Source organism: Buttiauxella sp. BIGb0552 (genome assembly GCF_004366275.1).
GTDB classification, from domain to species: domain Bacteria; phylum Pseudomonadota; class Gammaproteobacteria; order Enterobacterales; family Enterobacteriaceae; genus Buttiauxella; species Buttiauxella gaviniae.
The window spans coordinates 49,507-66,864 of the sequence record NZ_SODY01000010.1 but is presented as its reverse complement, the minus strand read 5'-3'; the positions used below and the strand labels follow the sequence as shown (position 1 = coordinate 66,864).

Below are 17,358 nucleotides of genomic sequence, written 5' to 3'. Positions count from 1 at the left end.
TATCTAGATGCTTTTTTCGGGAAGCTTAATTCCACAGATCCCTATTAGCGCGATGTAAAATAAAATAGCTTCTGAGCTTAAAAGTAAAACATCACTTAAACCGTATGCAGCTAAACAGTTCATCGTAAATAACAATGGTGTATTGCGGTCGCGAATTGCTACCCAGGATATACTCACATAGAACCACAACAATGTTAACCCACCGAATATCCCTTGCAGCGATAATGTTTCGATCGTTTCATCGTGAAGATGTACATTGAGAAATTCCATTGTCGATTTATATTGAGGGTTCTTTGAGACATATTGCTCTGAGTAATTAAATCGAGATTGCATAGATTGCCCAAATGGGGCGTTAACAAAGTTTTTTAAACCAACCGTCCACATAGAGAAGCGCGAACCGAGCGACGTATTGTCCTTACCTTCCTGGTAAAGTGTTACTTCATTATATGTTTGTTGTATTTTAGGGTGAATGTAGTTTTTGTAGAGAGCAAAACTGGCTAGTAGAGCGATAACTAATACAATTAATGTTGACTTGAAGTGAAGTTTTTTAAAGTAATAAATCGTCATCATCGCGATGATTAGCAAATGAAGAATAATTGCTGCGCGAGTGCCTGTTAAAATGACAACTGTGAATGATAAAACAATACTTAATGCGGCTATGATATAACATGAAGGTTTTTTCTGAATATATAATAGATAAATAAAAATAACACTCAGAGTTGAATAAACATATGCAGAAATCGTTGCTCTGTTAATTGCCATTTCAGCCCGGCCAATTCCGTTCCACGATTGCCAAAATGCATAGCAAGATGCAGAAACAAAAGCGATGCCAATTATGGCAAGCATAACGTTTCTATAATTTATCGCTCGAATATAGTGGCTGAATTGAGTGAGATAAAAAACTAACACGCCGCCAAGTAGTAATTTTTTTCCTGCTCCAAACTGATCGCTGTAAGTATTATAGCCATTTACATCCTTACCAAGCCATAAGAACCAGATTAATTTTACAACACCGATTAGCATTATCGGATAGGCAATGTTAAATTTGTTAAAAGAGAGACTTTTCCGCTCAATGATTATGCCAATGATACTCAAATAGACTGCAATGTAGTAAAAATCTTTTTGTCTTCCGTTACTAAGTAATGCGAATGCGACCGAAAGCGCTGCAAAAATAAAAACCGAAACGTAAATGCGAGATTTTAATTTTTCCATAATGTACTCAAAGCTTTTCTCTTATAACTGAATCGAACATGGCGGTTTAGGAAAAAACCTAATGAATGTGTCATAACGACATGTTTTTTAACAATAGAACGATGATCATTCTCTGTCAGAGAATCATAGTGTTTAAGATAGATATCTAGCCAGTGACACAATATAAGATGACGAAATTTCACTGGTAAATCATCTTCCATTTTAATTGTACAGGTGAGTAGATTTTTTATTTTATCGTGATCCAGTGAGGTAGATAAACTACCTTGCCTTTTTATATAGTAATAATGACTGTCAAACTGAAAGTAAATGTTTGTCGCTTGCGTTAACATTTTAGGGAAAATATAAAAATCCTCATAGCACGTCATAGGAGGGATTTTATTTTCTATATAAATATCACGTTTTATAAACTGACCAATCAGATGGGCTTGAAGGTCTTTATGGATAAGAAAACGGGTTATAGCTTCATTTTGAGATATTTTTTCAGGCTTTAAACCCGACCACTGGTGATTTATTTTATTAAGATCACGAATTTCATGTAAACGGGTGAGAAGCATGTCAGGTTTGACATCATGTAAAAAAGTAAAAATGGGCGTTAAAGTTTCGGCCTTTATAATATCATCGCTATCCAACATTGTGATGTATTTACCTTGTGACAAGGAAACACCATGTTGGCGAACCATCCCAATATTTTTATAATTTACTGTTGAGATAATAACTTGGGAGAATTTTTCAGCGAAAGAAGAAATTTTTTGGGCTGTGGAGTCTTCTGAACCATCGTCAATGATAATTATCTCAGATTCACTTATCGCAGGGCCTAGCGCGTTGATAAGACTATCAAATGTATCATCGATGGTTTTTTCACAATTATGTGCTGCAATAATAATGCTTAGAAAAGGGAGGGTGGCCATATACCTACTCATTAATAGCAAAAAGCAGAATTGAGTTATCTTCTAGTGTTTTCATTGATATTGTTACAGATGAAATTATTTATTCTTTCAAGATCATCATCACTCAACGCAAACATCTCCTCTCTTGAACGATCAAAATAGTAAGGAGCTTCAAAAATATATGATTTTTCATACTCTTTATGACCAATTAACAGAACGTTGCCTAACGGACGCTGCTCTTCAATGCAGCACGGACCATAAATGAGAACAATAGGGACACCAACTGCATCTGCTATATAAACATTTCCAGAATCTGATGCAATATAGAAATCCATTTTACTAATAGCAAAAGGGACATCTTCCAAAGGTAATTCGCCAATCAGACTCACAATATCTTCTCGTTCACCGACTGCACGGTGCAAGTCATCGAGCCATACTTGTTCGCTTTGAGGACCGAAAACATAGTAAATACAATTTAAGTCATCCAAAGCATCAAATACTTTTTTCCATACTGCGGCAGGAATTGTTTTTGACTTGTTTCCTGCAGATATACTCAGGCCAATTTTGATAACGTTTTGTTTATCAAGCGATATTGGGTAGGACTCCGGCTTTCGTAATGGCCGGGTTGCATGCTTAGGAGCATTACGCCAGGTCAAAGTACGATCGGCGAGCTTAAGGTAATCATCGACAGTTAATTGATCTTTGCTATGTTCAACAGTACCAGTAGCCGTAAAGTAAAGCGGAGCTTGATACCAGCGACGCGTGTAAGTCGACAGGTACTGTTTGTTCTTCGCATTGCAGACTGACGCGAAGAAAAGATTCGTACTATTTGGATGTAACAAGTAAACATTTTCGTAGCGATTCATCAATTTGAAAGCCAGGCGAAACTTGCGCCATAGGCTCTTTTTATGTTCTTCAATCAAGAAGATGGTATCGATAGTTTCATCATGTTTAGCCAAAGGAAGAACAGTTTTACTGATCAAAACATCACTGCGCTTCAGATGGGCGAGCAAGGGCGTTACGTTGACGAAATCGCCTATTTTTGCCGTTTGAATGAGTAAGTTTCGGCCTGTTTTTTTATAAAACAGTTTTCCGATCAATTTGAACGGAAGAAAGAGGATAAAGAGGATTAGATAGCTCATTAATCGTTATTCTGTCTTTAAGTGGCTAATTTTCTGGAGTGCGGTAAATGTATCCACAGCGGTAATGTTAGCCATACTTTTTCCTGCGCCCCTGATTTCATGTTGATTTTCACCGTAGCCACCAATTAAACCCGGATCGGTTGGGCCATACAATGTGATGTTTGGCTGACCTAATGCGGCGGTCAGATGACTTAATCCGGTATCGACGGAGACAACAGCTCTGGCTCCAGCAAGTTGTTTGGCTACCTGTTCAAGGGACAGACGTGGCAACACTTCAACATTATCAAATCCTTCAGCTAAACGAATTGCCCGTTCGTGCTCGTGATTTGCACCCCACGGGAGTTTAATACGTAAGCCAGTATTGTGCATTAATTGAATAAGATCTCGCCAGTGTGATTCCGGCCAATGTTTTTCATCGCGTGTGGTGGCATGAAGGAAAATCATATATTCCCCCATATCTGACGGCGCGGTAGCCAGAAAATGCTGGGCTATTGCATAGTCACCTTGTTTTTCAGGTTTCTGATAACCAATACTTTTGGCAAATAACTCGCGCGTACGTTCCACTGCATGCTGCTGTTTCGCGATTGAATGCCGGCGATTGTAGAAGAGGCTGGCTAACGGTTCACGGGCGCTATTCCAGTCCATACCATGTTTTGTCCCACGGGCTTTACGAGTCACCAGAGCAGCGCTCTTTATTAATCCCTGGGCATCAACGATGAGATCGTAATTTTCGGCGCGTAGCGCCTGGTAGAATGCCGCTCGCTCGGCTTTCACTGCGGTTGAAAACCAGCTTTTACGCCAGCGACGAATCGCCACTGGAAGAACTTTATCGATAGCTGGATGCCAGCCAGGGATTTGCGCAAAGCCTTCCTCAACTACCCAATCGAAGCGGATACCAGGAATGGCATTCATTGCGTCAGTCAGCGCAGGCAAGGTATGTAGCACATCGCCCATTGAAGATGTTTTGACGATTAATACCCGCATTACGCTTCGTTCTCCGCTAGCAGCAGAGCTGTAAGCTCTTCCATTACTCGCTCTGGAGTAATATCAATCAAACTTTGATGGTAGCCTTCTGCGGCGTCGCCTTTACGCACTTTGTGATAGCCGCTAATAAGGCGGATAACGCGCGCCTTATGCGATAACGGTGGGGTAAAGTCTGGGCTGCTTGGGCCATACAACGCAACAAGTGGGCGATTGAGCGCTGCGGCAACGTGCATTAAACCTGAATCGTTACTCACCACAGCCTGACAAGCGGCGATGAGTATAACGGCTTGCTCAAGAGCGGTATCACCCGCAAGATTACGGCAATGCGCCTGCTGCTGTGTGGTTAATGCGGAGACAATATCATTCCCGGCTTCTTTATCTTTTGCCGAACCAAACAACACAACTTGATAGCCATCATCAATGAGTTTGCCAGCAAGGGTTGCGTAGTGATAATGCGGCCAGCGTTTCGCCGGACCAAATTCAGCACCAGGGCAGAAACCAATAATTGGGCGTTTGGCATCAAGGCTAAATGCAGCAGTCGTCTGAAGCTTTTCGCTTTCATTGACTTGCAACTGAGGCCATAGCAACGGCTGGGGGAGGTCTTTAGCCGACTGCATTACCCCTTTCTCATATGCTAACGCAACGTAACGCTCGACCATTAATGGCCAGGCTTGCTTATCCAGCACGCGGGCGTCGTTGAGCAACCCATAGCGCATTTCACCGCGCCAGCCGGTACGTTGTGGGATATTGGCAAAAAAAGGAACCAGTGCAGATTTGAATGAGTTTGGCAGCACATAGGCTTGATCGTAACGTTTAGCTCGCAGGGCGTGTCCAAGACGGCGTCGTTCGCCAATCTCCAGAGCGCCATGCCCAAGTGGCATCGCCAACGCTTCGTTAACTTCTGGCATACGTGACAGCAATGGACGGCACCATGCCGGTGCCATCACATCAATGATTGCCTGGGGATAGCGCGCCTTGAGCGTGCGATAGAGACTTTGCGACATCATCATGTCGCCCACCCATGATGGGCCAATCACCAGTATTTTCATGCGTCAGGCTACCTGCTTATGCGTCACGGTTCAGCCAGGCCATATATTCTGTTACGCCTTCGGCAACAGTTTTGAATGGCTTGTCGTAACCTGCGGCACGCAGATTGGTTAAGTCGGCCTGAGTAAATGCCTGATAGCGGCCTTTGAGTTTTTCCGGGAACGGAATGTACTCAATGCTGCCTTTTTTATGGAATGCCAGGGCTGCGTCAGCAACGGCCTGGAAGGATTCCGCACGACCAGTACCACAGTTATAAATTCCGGATACGCCGTTCTGCCAGAACCACAGGTTAACCGCTGCAACATCACCCACGTAAATGAAGTCGCGCTTAAAGCTATCGCTGCCTTCAAACAGTTTTGGATTTTCGCCGTTGTTCAACTGAGTGTTCAGATGGAACGCAACGCTTGCCATACTGCCTTTATGGCCTTCGCGTGGCCCGTAGACGTTGAAGTAACGGAAGCCAGTGATCTGGGAGTTAGCTTCAGGCAGGATTTGGCGCACGTATTCGTCGAACAGGAATTTGGAGTAACCATAAACATTCAGCGGCTGCTCGAATTCACGAGACTCGATAAAATCGCTGTTGCGGCCGCCGTAAGTTGCAGCAGATGAGGCATACAGGAACGGAATTTCGCGCTCAAGGCAGTAATGCAGAACTTCTTTTGAGTACTGATAGTTATTATCCATCATGTACTTGCCATCCCACTCAGTGGTGGAAGAACAAGCACCTTCATGGAAAATTGCTTCTATATCGCCGAATTCTTCACCGGCCATAATCTGGATTAAGAAGTCTTCTTTATCCATGTAGTCGGCAATATTTAAATCTACGAGGTTGGCGAACTTAGTGCCATCCTTCAGGTTGTCGACCACCAGAATATCAGTATGGCCTATATCATTCAGTGACTTAATGATGTTGCTGCCAATAAGGCCAGCACCGCCGGTGACAATAATCATAAGCGAAAACCTTAAAAAAAGAGGGCCGTAAGGCACAATACCTCACGCGCTAATGGCTCTTATCATACCATTACATTCGTGGACCCGCCTAATATGAGGAAGTTTCTCAGCCTCGTGATTTATGCTGCAAATTTCAATTTCATTGAAGCGTAATCTCGTGTCCTGGTATAGGTTTGGGTAATATGTGCCGAAATTAGCCATGCCTGGAGAATCGCAATGCGCGGAGATTTTTACCAACAGTTAACATCCCAACTTGAAACCGCACGGGCGGAAGGGTTGTTTAAAGAAGAACGTATTATCACTTCTGCCCAACAGGCAGATATCACTGTTGCTGATGGCAGTCATGTTATTAACTTCTGCGCCAATAACTATCTTGGGCTCGCTAACCACCCGCAGCTGATCGATGCCGCAAAGCAGGGCATGGATACACACGGTTTTGGGATGGCATCTGTGCGTTTCATTTGTGGGACGCAAGACAGCCATAAAGAGCTGGAGGGCAAGCTTGCTGGCTTCCTCGGAATGGAAGATGCAATTCTTTATTCTTCCTGCTTCGATGCCAACGGCGGCCTGTTTGAAACACTGCTTGGCCCAGAAGATGCGATTATTTCTGATGCCCTGAACCACGCATCCATTATTGATGGTGTGCGTCTGTGTAAAGCACAGCGTTATCGCTATGCAAACAACGATATGCAAGAGCTTGAGGCTCGCCTGAAAGAAGCGCGTGCGGCAGGGGCTCGTCACATCATGATTGCCACCGATGGTGTCTTCTCTATGGATGGCGTGATTGCGAACCTGAACGGTGTTTGTGATTTAGCTGATGAATATGATGCGCTGGTGATGGTTGATGATTCTCACGCAGTCGGTTTTGTCGGTGAAAATGGCCGTGGCACGCATGAATATTGCGATGTGATGGATCGTGTAGACATCATTACCGGCACGTTGGGCAAAGCGCTCGGCGGTGCGTCCGGCGGCTATACTGCGGGTCGTAAAGAAGTGATCGAGTGGCTGCGTCAGCGCTCTCGCCCATACCTTTTCTCTAACTCTTTGGCCCCGGCTATCGTTTCGGCATCCATCAAAGTTCTGGAAATGCTGGAAACCGGCGCTGAGATTCGTGCTCGTCTGTGGGCTAACGCGAGTTTGTTCCGCGAGAAAATGTCCGCAGCAGGTTTTACCCTGGCGGGGGCGGATCACGCCATCATCCCTGTGATGCTAGGTGAAGCGGTTGTGGCACAGAACTTTGCGCGTGAACTGCAAAAAGAAGGCATTTATGTCACTGGGTTCTTCTTCCCGGTAGTACCAAAAGGTCAGGCGCGCATCCGTACTCAGATGTCAGCGGCTCACACGACTGAACAAATTGAACGTGCGGTTGACGCATTTACGCGTATCGGTAAACAGTTGGGCGTTATCGCCTGAGGGAGCGGTCATGAAAGCATTAGCGAAACTGAAAGCAGAAGAAGGCATCTGGATGACGGATGCACCCACGCCTGAAATGGGTCATAACGATCTGCTGATCAAAATCCGTAAAACCGCAATCTGCGGCACCGATGTGCATATTTATAACTGGGACGAATGGTCGCAGAAAACTATTCCGGTTCCGATGGTTGTCGGTCACGAATATGTGGGCGAAGTGGTTGGCATCGGCCAAGAAGTTAAAGGCTTTAAAATTGGCGACCGTGTATCCGGTGAAGGCCATATCACTTGTGGTCACTGCCGTAACTGTCGCGCTGGCCGCACTCACTTGTGCCGTAATACCACAGGTGTTGGCGTAAACCGGCCAGGCTGTTTCGCAGAGTACCTGGTGCTGCCTGCCTTCAATGCTTTCAAAATTCCTGACAATATTTCTGACGATCTGGCATCTATCTTCGACCCGTTTGGCAATGCAGTTCACACTGCTTTGTCTTTCGATCTGGTGGGTGAAGATGTGCTGGTTTCAGGTGCTGGTCCAATCGGTATTATGGCAGCGGCTGTCGCTAAACACGTTGGTGCGCGTAATGTTGTGATCACCGATGTGAACGAATACCGTCTTGAACTGGCGCGTGAAATGGGCGTGACCCGCGCGGTAAACGTCAGCAAAGAGAGCCTGACCGACGTAATGAAAGAGTTGGGCATGACCGAAGGCTTTGATGTGGGCCTTGAGATGTCTGGTGCTCCACCGGCATTCCGTACCATGCTCGATACCATGAACCACGGTGGTCGTATTGCGATGCTGGGTATTCCTCCGTCAGATATGTCTATCGACTGGACGAAAGTCATCTTCAAGGGCTTGTTCATAAAAGGTATTTACGGGCGCGAGATGTTCGAAACCTGGTACAAAATGGCGGCGCTGATTCAGTCTGGTCTGGATCTGTCACCAATTATCACTCACCGTTTTGGTATCGATGATTTCCAGAAAGGTTTTGATGCCATGCGTTCTGGGCAGTCTGGTAAAGTCATTCTTAGCTGGGATTAACCGCGCTGAGCAATTAAAAAAGGCCGGGAAACCGGCCTTTTTCACATCTTTACTCGCTTGCCGTCTGCTTTTCAGCATCCGTCAGATAACGTACTTTGCGTGTGTAATCCTGCCCTTTAAACAGCAATTCACTTTCCGGCGAAACCAGATATTTTTGCCATTCAGAAAGTGGGAAACCGCCATGCGCGCCCACAACTTGTTTTGGAATCACCGATGGTGTGCCGCCAATTTTCTTAGATACTGGCCAGTTCATCCAGTCACCTAAATTCACGGTTTTGATATCGAGCATATCCAGCAAAGCGGCTAGTGGCAGCTGATCTGTCGGTGGCTGGCTATCATCCATCAACTCCCAGGTATCCTGGAACAGCGTGAGCCATAACGGGCAAATTCGACGCCAGGTTTTACGCGTTGCCGCCAGGAATGCCCCGTTAACGTGATCCACAATATACGGACGCACGGTATCTTTATAATATGCCGGGACCTTATCGACTGGTGCTTTATCCAGTTTGGCGATCATTTTGCCCTGACGGAAACTGGAGTAAATGTGGTGCTCTTCAATTTTAAAACGCGGCATTTGCAGCAAGTTGAGATCTGAATCGATCATCAAAATACCGTCTGTACGAGCCTGCAACGGCGCATTCAATTTGATTAAACGGCTGAGATAAATTTGCTTGTAACGGTACCCTTCTTCGCGCTGTGGAAGCTCAAGAGTCGCGATGCGGGTTTTCGGTGGAAGTTCACCAAATTCGTGCGCTGGGCGATCGGAAACAATCACAATCTCCTCCACATCCGGGGCGAAACGAGCTGCGAATTGCGCAGAAAGTAAGCCTTCTTCTATGTAGTCCGCACCTGCGCAAGGAATGACAATCGATGTCACTGGCACTGCTGCACTTCCGGCCGCAGGTTCCTGATAAGGGATATTATGTCGCGCCGTAATATGGCGATATTTTGGGTTCAGAAATTTAAACATATTCATTCCGGGTTGGTTTTACTGCGCCAAGTACGGCTTCGACACCGGCAACATAGTGTTCGATCGCATAGTTATCAATCACGCGTTGGTAGGCGGCTTGTGTGAGGGCATCACGTAATGCGCTATCTTGCCATACTTGCTGAAGATGCGAAGCGAGCATGGCGGTATCGCCATAAGGATAAAGCAGACCGGTACGTCCGGAGTCGATTAACTCTGCCGTTCCCGTCACACTCGAACCGATCACCACGGTTTTAAGCAGCATGGATTCGAGCACCACACGCGGTAACCCTTCGCTTTTCGATGCCAGAATAAAGACATCAAATGCGGCCAGATAATCCAGAGGGTTGTTACGAAAGCCGGTAAAGATAACCCGATCGGCAAATCCGTAATCAGCGGCCTGGCGCTGTAGTTTTTCGCGGTCGGCCCCTTCGCCTACCAGAACAAATTTCCATTTTGCGTCGGGATGTTGCTGATGAAAACGGTGCAAAGCTTCCAGCGTATGGTGACAGGATTTTCTTGGGATAAGCGAGCCGATACTACCAAACAAAAATGTATCGTCGCCGATGCCCAACGAGCGGCGTACCGCCTCGCCAGAAGGTAAGGGCTGGTGAATATCAATGGCGTTAGGAACAGTCGTGCAGAGAGACTTTTTCACGCCGTGGTTAAGCAGCACGCTTTCCACACCATGAGAGACGGCGATTATAGCGTCGCCTGTACGGTTGACGATTTTTGTAATCATCTGACTCATTACCGGTTCGATACGGCAGTGCTGTACTACCGCAACATTGAGCGGCTCGGCTGCCTGATACCCTTCCAGGTTAGAACCCGGCTGGTTATTCATATATAGAATTTCGTAGCCATCTTTCTGCAACCGCTCACGCAATGCCATAGCGTTAGGTTTGATACGCCATTGCTCATCAATATATGCGGTTACTTTTTTACGCCCTGACTTGCTGAAAAACAAAAATGAGCGAGCCACTTCCTTGCAGATTTTTGCCCAGCCAGGTTGCTTGCGTTGTGGAATAAAAATGACAGGAATCTGAATGCTCTTCAGCACTTTCTCAATGGTTTCACCTTCACCGCGCGCGTAGTTGTAGTAAAAGCAGCACGTGATATCAAACCGTTGGCGGTCAATACGTTTGAGCAGTTCCAACATACTATTGGTACCGCCGCCCCACTCTTTACCGTTATCCAGCAAGAGAATTTTATGCCGCTGTTGCGTCATCGTAGACCGACTCCTGTAGCTTTATTCAACGCGGCATTATAAGGGCTATCAACCGTGATAACTATCCCGCGACATTTCCAACTGTGGGTGTGCTTTTTCCCCAACCCTGCCATTGATGCTGCATATATTGCATTAATTGGCTCTGGCTGATGCTTTCACTCAACACAGTAAAGAACGTAGTGGCATAGACAGGCTGCAAAGGCTGTTTCGGTTTGCACAGACTAATGCCTTTAAATGGATTACGCGGTTGCTCCGTCGGTTTGCCGGGCACTACAGGGCGAGTATTGTTTGGCTTCGAGGTATCAACCTGCGGTTCGTTCAACAAGCTGCTCGGGCGGACCAACGTAATATCTGAAGGTAAGTTGTACACCATCTGTTGCAATACGCGCACGGTTGTTGGATGCGGGTGACCGATGGCTATCGCAGAGCCATTTCGGCGCGCAAGTTCTACAGCACGGTTAAACTGGAAACGAATATCAGCTTCATTCTGAGTATCGTCCAGGAACACTTTGCGCTTGATAACTTTGACATTCGTTCCGGCGGCAGCTCGCATCGACTGGCTATTGCCTATCGTCATGCTATCGAGGAAATAGAGATTATATTGCCCCAGCGCCTGCATCACTTTCTGCATGCCAAACAGGCTGGATGTCATCGCGCTACCCATGTGGTTATTCAACCCCACGGCATAGGGAACATCATTGACGGCTTCACGGATGATTCGTTCGATTTCACCACTGCTCATATCCGGACGCAGCGTGTCTTTTTCCAGAGGCTGCTTGCTGAGCGGAGCCATCGGTAAATGGATCAGCACTTCATGCCCGGCATTGTGCGCTTTGGTTGCCATTTCGCGGGCGTGAGGAGCGTTGGGCAAAACAGCCACGGAAATATTAGAGGGCAGAGCGATAACCTGATTTTCTTGCGCGGGGCGATAACCGAAGTCATCTATAACGATTGCCAGCTTTCCAGCGTAAACAGGGGTTGCCAGCATGAGTGTGCTGACGAAAGAGAAAAACACACGACGGAATTGAAGCAAAACTTATCTTCCCAACCACGGTTGTGGATTGACTGCCTGGCCCTGGCGACGAATTTCGAAATAAAGTGACGGGCGGCCCTGACCACCACTGTTACCCACCAGAGCGATAGCCTGGCCGGCGCGAACTTGTGTTCCAACGTTAACCAACGCACTTTGGTTGTAACCGTACAAACTCATATCGCCTTTGCCGTGTTCAACTACAACAACGAGGCCGTAACCTTGCAACCAGTCGGCAAGGATCACACGCCCATCAGCGATGGCTTTAACTTCAGTGCCTTCACCTGCGGCGATAACAATACCTTTCCAACGTAGCTCACCCTGGAGTTGTTCGCCATAGCGATGCAGGATTGAACCGCGTACCGGCCAGAATGCTTGGCCGCGTGGAGCGCCGAGACCACCTGTACGCGAAATCAGTGAGCGTTCGCTTTCTGTTGGTTTGTAGGTGCTGCCTTTGCTGGTTGCTTCCTTTTGGCGAGTTTTAACTTGCTCAGCTTCGCGCGCTTCTTTTTCTGCTCTTGCTTTCGCAGCGGCTTCCGCACGGGCAATCTGCCCCTGGAGACGCGACTGGTTCTGGCGCATTTCACTCAGCTTTTGCTGATCTTGCTGCAAAGAGGATTCGAGCGTCGACAGTGTTTTCTTGCGCTCGTTACGCGCGCTTTCAAGCTGAGTTTGCTGAGCTTGTTGTTCGTAAAGCAACGTTTGCTGTTCGGTTTGCTTGGATTCCAGACTCTCTTTTTGCGTCGCCACTTCCGCTTTGGTTTGCTTCAGCCCTTCAATCGTTTCCTGGCGTGCAGCGTTCAGGTAACCAAAGTAAGCCTGTAAACGTTGCCCACGCTGGCTCTCTTCGCCGCTTAAAATCAGCTGAATACCGGTATGTTGGCCCTGACGGAAAGAAGCATCGAGCTGAGCGGCCAGGTTGCGTTCCTGCGAAGCCTGCTGCTTTTGCAGTTTCGCGAGTGAAGCATTCATGGTGTCGATTTGGCTGTTGAGTTCGGCAAGCGTGTTTTGCGTGTCGCGCAGCTTGCGGCTGGCTTCGGCAATGGCTTTTTCTTGTGCCTGGAGTTGGGCGAGTAATGTTGAACGTTGTTGCTGTTGCTGACGTACCGCACGTTCTTGAGTAGCAATATCCTGCTGGATAGATTTTAACTCGGCGCGATCGTCGGCATGGCTGATCATGGGGCATAACAATACGCCAGCGCTTAACACGCTGGCGTACATCACAGGCCTGACTGAAAACAGTTTCGTTTTCACGGCCCATGTTATTGAAAAAATCGCCTTTCCCCTCATGGGGAGGGATTATTCCACGATGAACAGCGGCTTGCCAGTCATCTCTTGCGGGATTTCCATACCCATCAGGCTCAACATAGTCGGTGCGATATCAGAAAGCTTGCCGCCTTCTACCGCTTTCACACTACGATCGCCCACATAAATCAATGGAACAGGCAGGCTGGTATGCGCGGTGTGCGCCTGGCCAGTAGCCGGGTCAGCCATCTGCTCTGCGTTACCGTGGTCAGCGGTGATCAGCAACTGCCCACCTACGTTTTCAACGGCGGAAACAACCTGAGCAATACACTGGTCCAGCGCTTCGATAGCTGCGATAGCTGCTTCGTAAACACCGGTATGCCCGACCATATCACCATTTGGATAGTTACAAATGATGGTGTCGTATTTGCCGCTGTTGATCGCTGCCAGCAGTTTTTCGGTCAGCTCTACAGAACTCATTTCTGGTTGCAGATCGTAAGTAGCAACTTTCGGGGAGTTAATCAGAATGCGGTCTTCGCCAGCAAATGGTTCTTCAACGCCACCGTTATAGAAGAAGGTAACGTGAGCATATTTTTCAGTTTCGGAAATACGCAGCTGGGTTTTGTCATGCTTCGCCATCCACTCACCGAAGGTGTTGCTCAGTGAAGCTGGTGGGTAAGCACAAGCGGCTTTGATATCCGCTGCATATTCAGTCAGCATCACGAAATCACCGAAGTTAACCACTTTCTTACGGGCAAAACCGTCGAAGTCAGCGTTAACGAAAGTACGGGTGATTTGACGAGCACGGTCAGCACGGAAGTTCATGAAGATCAGCGCATCGCCATCGTTCATTGCTGCGTCTGCTTCGCCTTCAGCACGAATAACAGTTGGTTTAACGAATTCATCGTTCTCATCGCGAGCGTATGCGGCTTCCAGACCCGCAATAGCGGATTCTGCCTGGTATTCGCCTTGAGCCAGAGTTAGCAGGTCGTAAGCCAGTTCAACGCGATCCCAGCGGTTGTCGCGGTCCATAGCGTAGTAACGGCCAATCAGAGACGCAACGCGGCCTTTGCCCAGAGCAGCAAACTTGTCGGCAAACTTCTTCAGAGAGGATTCAGCGCTGCGTGGCGGAGTATCGCGGCCATCCAGGAATGCGTGCAGGTAGATTGCTTCAGCACCTCGTTCAGCAGCCAGCTCAATCATTGCCAGAATGTGTTCTTCGTGGCTGTGAACGCCACCGGCTGAAGCCAGACCCATGATGTGTACTGCTTTACCAGCAGCAACAGCTTTGTCTACTGCCGCAGTCAGCGTAGGGTTTGCGAAGAAAGTACGTTCTTTAATTTCAACGTCCAGACGAGTCAAATCCTGGTAAACAATACGGCCTGCGCCGAGGTTTACGTGGCCAACTTCGGAGTTACCCATTTGGCCTTCTGGCAGACCGACTTCCAGGCCAGATGCGTTGATCAAAGTATGTGGACGCTGAGCCCACAGGCTATCCATAACCGGGGTTTTTGCATTCAGAATAGCGTTATCCTGCTGCTCTTCGCGGTGACCATAACCATCAAGAATCACCAGAACCATAGGTTTTTTAGTAACTGACATTGCGACAACCTCTAAGTCAAAGACAAAATTTGCGTAATTTTACTACAGGCTGCGGGGTAAATAGCCGCAGAAGATCAAAGAAAGAGGCTGGATTGTGATCGGTTTTACGTCGTTGCGGTAATTTTTTTCGTAACAGTCCGCAGAATCTACATTACCTGGCGCAGACTGGCTGTATTTGGCACAACGCAAATGTATACTCCTCACTTGGTTTTTTCATATTACTTAGTCGGGAGTTACACCCCCCCATGCAAGAAATTATGCAATTCGTGAGTCGCCATCCCATACTTAGTCTGGCGTGGGTTGGCTTACTGGCCGCCGTACTTTTCATGACCTTTAAAGGTTTGACCTCTAAAGTTAAGGTCATCACCCGTGGTGAAGCAACACGCCTTATCAACAAAGAAGACGCTGTTGTCGTCGACGTCCGTTCGCGTGATGATTACCGTAAAGGTCATATCGCTAACTCATTGAATGTACTGACCACTGATATTAAAAGTGGCAACTTTGGTGAGCTGGAAAAACATAAAGCGCAGCCTGTGATCGTTGTTTGTGGTAATGGTATTTCCTCTCAGGAATCAGCAGCGTTATTGACGAAAGCTGGTTTTGAAAAGGTGACTTTGCTGAAAGAAGGTATTGCTGGCTGGAGCGGGGAAAACCTGCCATTAGTTCGCGGTAAATAATGCTACGCACACTGGGGTAAAACCATGGCGAATATTGAAATCTACACTAAAGCAACCTGTCCATTTTGCCACCGTGCAAAAGACCTGCTGCAAAGCAAAGGGGTCAAGTTTCAGGAATTAGCGATTGATGGCGATGCTGTTAAGCGTGAAGAGATGATTAAACGCAGTGGGCGAACCACAGTGCCGCAGATTTTTATTGATGCGCAGCACATTGGTGGTTGCGATGACTTGTATGCACTCGACGCTCGTGGTGGACTCGATCCTCTGCTGCGCTAGTGCAGTTCCTTTGTCGCTTACTGCCGTTTAAAGGACGTATTAATTTTTTAAGGGTTTAACAATGTCAGAACAAAACAACACAGAAATGGCTTTCCAGATTCAGCGTGTCTACACCAAGGACATCTCTTTCGAAGCACCAAATGCACCGCACGTATTCCAGAAAGACTGGCAGCCTGAAGTGAAGCTGGATCTCGATACCGCTTCAAGCCAACTGGCAGACGACGTTTATGAAGTTGTGTTGCGTGTAACCGTGACCGCAACACTGGGCGAAGACACTGCGTTCCTGTGTGAAGTTCAGCAGGCTGGTATCTTCTCCATCGGTGGGATCGAAGGTCCGCAGATGGCACATTGCCTGGGTGCGTACTGCCCGAACATTCTGTTCCCTTATGCACGTGAAGCAATCACTAGCCTGGTTTCTCGTGGCACCTTCCCGCAGCTGAACCTTGCACCGGTTAACTTCGATGCGCTGTTCATGAGCTACCTGCAGCAGCAATCTGGCGAAGGCGAAGGTGCTGAAAACCATCAGGATGCCTGATGAACAGCCTTAATGCTTCAATGACTGTGATCGGTGCCGGCTCGTACGGCACCGCTCTTGCCATCACCCTGGCGCGTAATGGTCACCACGTTGTACTGTGGGGCCATGACCCTAAACACCTTGCTGTATTGCAGGCCGATCGCTGTAATGCCGCATTTCTTCCTGACGTACCTTTCCCTGACACTCTTCACCTTGAAAGCGACTTAGCGAAAGCTTTGGCGGCCAGCCGTAATATTCTGGTAGTGGTGCCGAGCCATGTATTTGGCGAAGTGCTGCGTCAAATTAAACCGCTGATGCGTGCAGATGCTCGTATCGTCTGGGCGACTAAAGGTCTGGAGGCGGAAACCGGTCGTCTGTTGCAAGACGTGGCGCGTGAAGCGTTAGGGGATGATATTCCTCTGGCGGTGATTTCCGGCCCTACGTTTGCCAAAGAGCTGGCAGCTGGTTTACCAACGGCAATTGCTCTCGCGGCAACTGACGAAACTTTCGCTCAGGATCTCCAGCAATTGCTGCACTGCGGCAAAAGCTTCCGTGTTTACAGCAACCCGGATTTCATCGGCGTGCAGTTGGGCGGTGCGGTGAAGAACGTGATTGCGATTGGTGCGGGTATGTCTGACGGTATTGGCTTCGGTGCGAATGCTCGTACGGCTCTAATCACTCGCGGCCTTGCGGAAATGACACGTCTTGGCACTGCTTTAGGCGCTGACCCTGAAACGTTCATGGGAATGGCTGGCCTGGGCGACCTGGTATTGACGTGTACCGATAACCAATCTCGTAACCGTCGCTTCGGCATGGCGCTGGGGCAAGGTGCGGATGTGGATTCGGCGCAGCAGAAAATTGGCCAGGTGGTTGAAGGTTACCGTAATACCAAAGAAGTTCGGGAGTTGGCGGCGCGTTTTGGCGTTGAAATGCCAATAACCGAGGAAATTTATCAGGTATTGTATTGCGGAAAAAACGCGCGCGAGGCAGCATTGACTTTGCTTGGTCGTACTCGCAAGGATGAGCGGAGCGGTAGTTAATACCTTCATACTTCAAGCTGCATCTTTATTGGCTGCGAGAACTCACCCGAATCACTTACTTATGTAAGCTCATCGGGACTCGTTCTCTTGCCGCCGCGATGCAACTC

The 17,358-nt window shown here is 47.8% G+C and carries 17 protein-coding genes; 6 read left to right on the top strand and 11 right to left on the bottom strand.

Annotation, left to right across the window (positions count from 1 at the left end):
• Positions 1–3 precede the first annotated feature (3 nt).
• Genes EDF88_RS23295 through rfaD form a run of 6 tightly spaced genes read right to left on the bottom strand, consistent with a single transcriptional unit; the run spans position 4 to position 6,223 of the window.
• A complete protein-coding gene (locus EDF88_RS23295) occupies positions 4–1,212 on the bottom strand; it encodes an O-antigen ligase family protein (protein WP_134187669.1) in 1,209 nt (402 codons plus the stop codon).
• Positions 1,200–2,120 (bottom strand): glycosyltransferase, encoded by a 921-nt coding sequence (locus tag EDF88_RS23290; RefSeq protein ID WP_134187667.1) that lies wholly within the window; start codon positions 2,118–2,120, stop codon positions 1,200–1,202. The genes EDF88_RS23295 and EDF88_RS23290 overlap by 13 nt, the downstream gene beginning before the upstream one ends.
• A 35-nt stretch (positions 2,121–2,155) precedes the next feature.
• A complete protein-coding gene (locus EDF88_RS23285) occupies positions 2,156–3,241 on the bottom strand; it encodes a glycosyltransferase family 9 protein (protein WP_134187665.1) in 1,086 nt (361 codons plus the stop codon).
• Positions 3,242–3,247: 6 nt separating this feature from the next.
• The gene (gene rfaC, locus EDF88_RS23280; protein WP_134187663.1) at positions 3,248–4,225 is read right to left on the bottom strand and encodes a lipopolysaccharide heptosyltransferase RfaC; all 978 of its coding nucleotides are present in this window, start codon (positions 4,223–4,225) and stop codon (positions 3,248–3,250) included.
• The gene (rfaF, locus tag EDF88_RS23275; protein WP_134187661.1) at positions 4,225–5,274 is read right to left on the bottom strand and encodes an ADP-heptose--LPS heptosyltransferase RfaF; all 1,050 of its coding nucleotides are present in this window, start codon (positions 5,272–5,274) and stop codon (positions 4,225–4,227) included. The genes rfaC and rfaF overlap by 1 nt, the downstream gene beginning before the upstream one ends.
• A 16-nt stretch (positions 5,275–5,290) precedes the next feature.
• Complete coding sequence (gene rfaD, locus EDF88_RS23270; RefSeq protein WP_064515027.1) at positions 5,291–6,223, bottom strand: ADP-glyceromanno-heptose 6-epimerase; 933 nt, start codon at positions 6,221–6,223, stop codon at positions 5,291–5,293.
• Between the two features lie 216 nt (positions 6,224–6,439).
• Here rfaD and kbl point away from each other — a divergent pair, with 216 nt between their 5' ends.
• Together kbl and tdh are read left to right on the top strand one after the other, a co-directional pair.
• The gene (kbl, locus tag EDF88_RS23265) at positions 6,440–7,636 is read left to right on the top strand and encodes a glycine C-acetyltransferase (RefSeq protein ID WP_064515029.1); all 1,197 of its coding nucleotides are present in this window, start codon (positions 6,440–6,442) and stop codon (positions 7,634–7,636) included.
• Between the two features lie 10 nt (positions 7,637–7,646).
• Entirely contained in the window at positions 7,647–8,672 is a 1,026-nt protein-coding gene (gene tdh / locus EDF88_RS23260; RefSeq protein ID WP_064515031.1) for an L-threonine 3-dehydrogenase, read from the top strand.
• 49 nt (positions 8,673–8,721) lie between these two features.
• On the opposite strand, the gene EDF88_RS23255 is transcribed toward tdh, so the two are convergent.
• From EDF88_RS23255 to gpmM, 5 genes are all read right to left on the bottom strand, one after another.
• Complete coding sequence (locus EDF88_RS23255) at positions 8,722–9,642, bottom strand: hypothetical protein (RefSeq protein ID WP_134187659.1); 921 nt, start codon at positions 9,640–9,642, stop codon at positions 8,722–8,724.
• Positions 9,635–10,867, bottom strand: a complete 1,233-nt coding sequence (locus EDF88_RS23250; RefSeq protein WP_134187657.1) for a glycosyltransferase — start codon at positions 10,865–10,867, stop codon at positions 9,635–9,637. The genes EDF88_RS23255 and EDF88_RS23250 overlap by 8 nt, the downstream gene beginning before the upstream one ends.
• Before the next feature lie 61 nt (positions 10,868–10,928).
• Entirely contained in the window at positions 10,929–11,855 is a 927-nt protein-coding gene (locus EDF88_RS23245; protein ID WP_134187655.1) for a divergent polysaccharide deacetylase family protein, read from the bottom strand.
• 48 nt (positions 11,856–11,903) lie between these two features.
• Positions 11,904–13,187, bottom strand: a complete 1,284-nt coding sequence (envC, locus tag EDF88_RS23240; protein ID WP_134187653.1) for a murein hydrolase activator EnvC — start codon at positions 13,185–13,187, stop codon at positions 11,904–11,906.
• Between the two features lie 9 nt (positions 13,188–13,196).
• Entirely contained in the window at positions 13,197–14,744 is a 1,548-nt protein-coding gene (gene gpmM, locus EDF88_RS23235) for a 2,3-bisphosphoglycerate-independent phosphoglycerate mutase (RefSeq protein ID WP_134187651.1), read from the bottom strand.
• A 245-nt stretch (positions 14,745–14,989) separates the two neighbouring features.
• Here gpmM and EDF88_RS23230 point away from each other — a divergent pair, with 245 nt between their 5' ends.
• The 4 genes from EDF88_RS23230 (at position 14,990) to gpsA (ending at position 17,251) form a co-directional block, all read left to right on the top strand.
• Entirely contained in the window at positions 14,990–15,421 is a 432-nt protein-coding gene (locus EDF88_RS23230) for a rhodanese-like domain-containing protein (protein ID WP_134187649.1), read from the top strand.
• 24 nt (positions 15,422–15,445) lie between these two features.
• Entirely contained in the window at positions 15,446–15,697 is a 252-nt protein-coding gene (grxC, locus tag EDF88_RS23225) for a glutaredoxin 3 (RefSeq protein WP_064515041.1), read from the top strand.
• A gap of 61 nt (positions 15,698–15,758) precedes the next feature.
• Positions 15,759–16,232 (top strand): protein-export chaperone SecB, encoded by a 474-nt coding sequence (gene secB / locus EDF88_RS23220; RefSeq protein ID WP_034461441.1) that lies wholly within the window; start codon positions 15,759–15,761, stop codon positions 16,230–16,232.
• Entirely contained in the window at positions 16,232–17,251 is a 1,020-nt protein-coding gene (gene gpsA, locus EDF88_RS23215; RefSeq protein WP_064515044.1) for an NAD(P)H-dependent glycerol-3-phosphate dehydrogenase, read from the top strand. The genes secB and gpsA overlap by 1 nt, the downstream gene beginning before the upstream one ends.
• The last annotated feature ends 107 nt before the right edge of the window (positions 17,252–17,358 follow it).

Bases quoted from the DNA above. Each gene is read 5' to 3' on its own strand.
- EDF88_RS23295 (WP_134187669.1), bottom strand. From the start codon at position 1,212: ATGGAAAAATTAAAATCTCGCATTTACGTTTCGGTTTTTATTTTTGCA.
- EDF88_RS23290 (WP_134187667.1), bottom strand. From the start codon at position 2,120: ATGGCCACCCTCCCTTTTCTAAGCATTATTATTGCAGCACATAATTGT.
- EDF88_RS23285 (WP_134187665.1), bottom strand. From the start codon at position 3,241: ATGAGCTATCTAATCCTCTTTATCCTCTTTCTTCCGTTCAAATTGATC.
- rfaC (WP_134187663.1), bottom strand. From the start codon at position 4,225: ATGCGGGTATTAATCGTCAAAACATCTTCAATGGGCGATGTGCTACAT.
- rfaF (WP_134187661.1), bottom strand. From the start codon at position 5,274: ATGAAAATACTGGTGATTGGCCCATCATGGGTGGGCGACATGATGATG.
- rfaD (WP_064515027.1), bottom strand. From the start codon at position 6,223: ATGATTATTGTCACCGGCGGTGCTGGCCTTATTGGCAGCAACATCATT.
- kbl (WP_064515029.1), top strand. From the start codon at position 6,440: ATGCGCGGAGATTTTTACCAACAGTTAACATCCCAACTTGAAACCGCA.
- tdh (WP_064515031.1), top strand. From the start codon at position 7,647: ATGAAAGCATTAGCGAAACTGAAAGCAGAAGAAGGCATCTGGATGACG.
- EDF88_RS23255 (WP_134187659.1), bottom strand. From the start codon at position 9,642: ATGTTTAAATTTCTGAACCCAAAATATCGCCATATTACGGCGCGACAT.
- EDF88_RS23250 (WP_134187657.1), bottom strand. From the start codon at position 10,867: ATGACGCAACAGCGGCATAAAATTCTCTTGCTGGATAACGGTAAAGAG.
- EDF88_RS23245 (WP_134187655.1), bottom strand. From the start codon at position 11,855: ATGCTGGCAACCCCTGTTTACGCTGGAAAGCTGGCAATCGTTATAGAT.
- envC (WP_134187653.1), bottom strand. From the start codon at position 13,187: ATGAGGGGAAAGGCGATTTTTTCAATAACATGGGCCGTGAAAACGAAA.
- gpmM (WP_134187651.1), bottom strand. From the start codon at position 14,744: ATGTCAGTTACTAAAAAACCTATGGTTCTGGTGATTCTTGATGGTTAT.
- EDF88_RS23230 (WP_134187649.1), top strand. From the start codon at position 14,990: ATGCAAGAAATTATGCAATTCGTGAGTCGCCATCCCATACTTAGTCTG.
- grxC (WP_064515041.1), top strand. From the start codon at position 15,446: ATGGCGAATATTGAAATCTACACTAAAGCAACCTGTCCATTTTGCCAC.
- secB (WP_034461441.1), top strand. From the start codon at position 15,759: ATGTCAGAACAAAACAACACAGAAATGGCTTTCCAGATTCAGCGTGTC.
- gpsA (WP_064515044.1), top strand. From the start codon at position 16,232: ATGAACAGCCTTAATGCTTCAATGACTGTGATCGGTGCCGGCTCGTAC.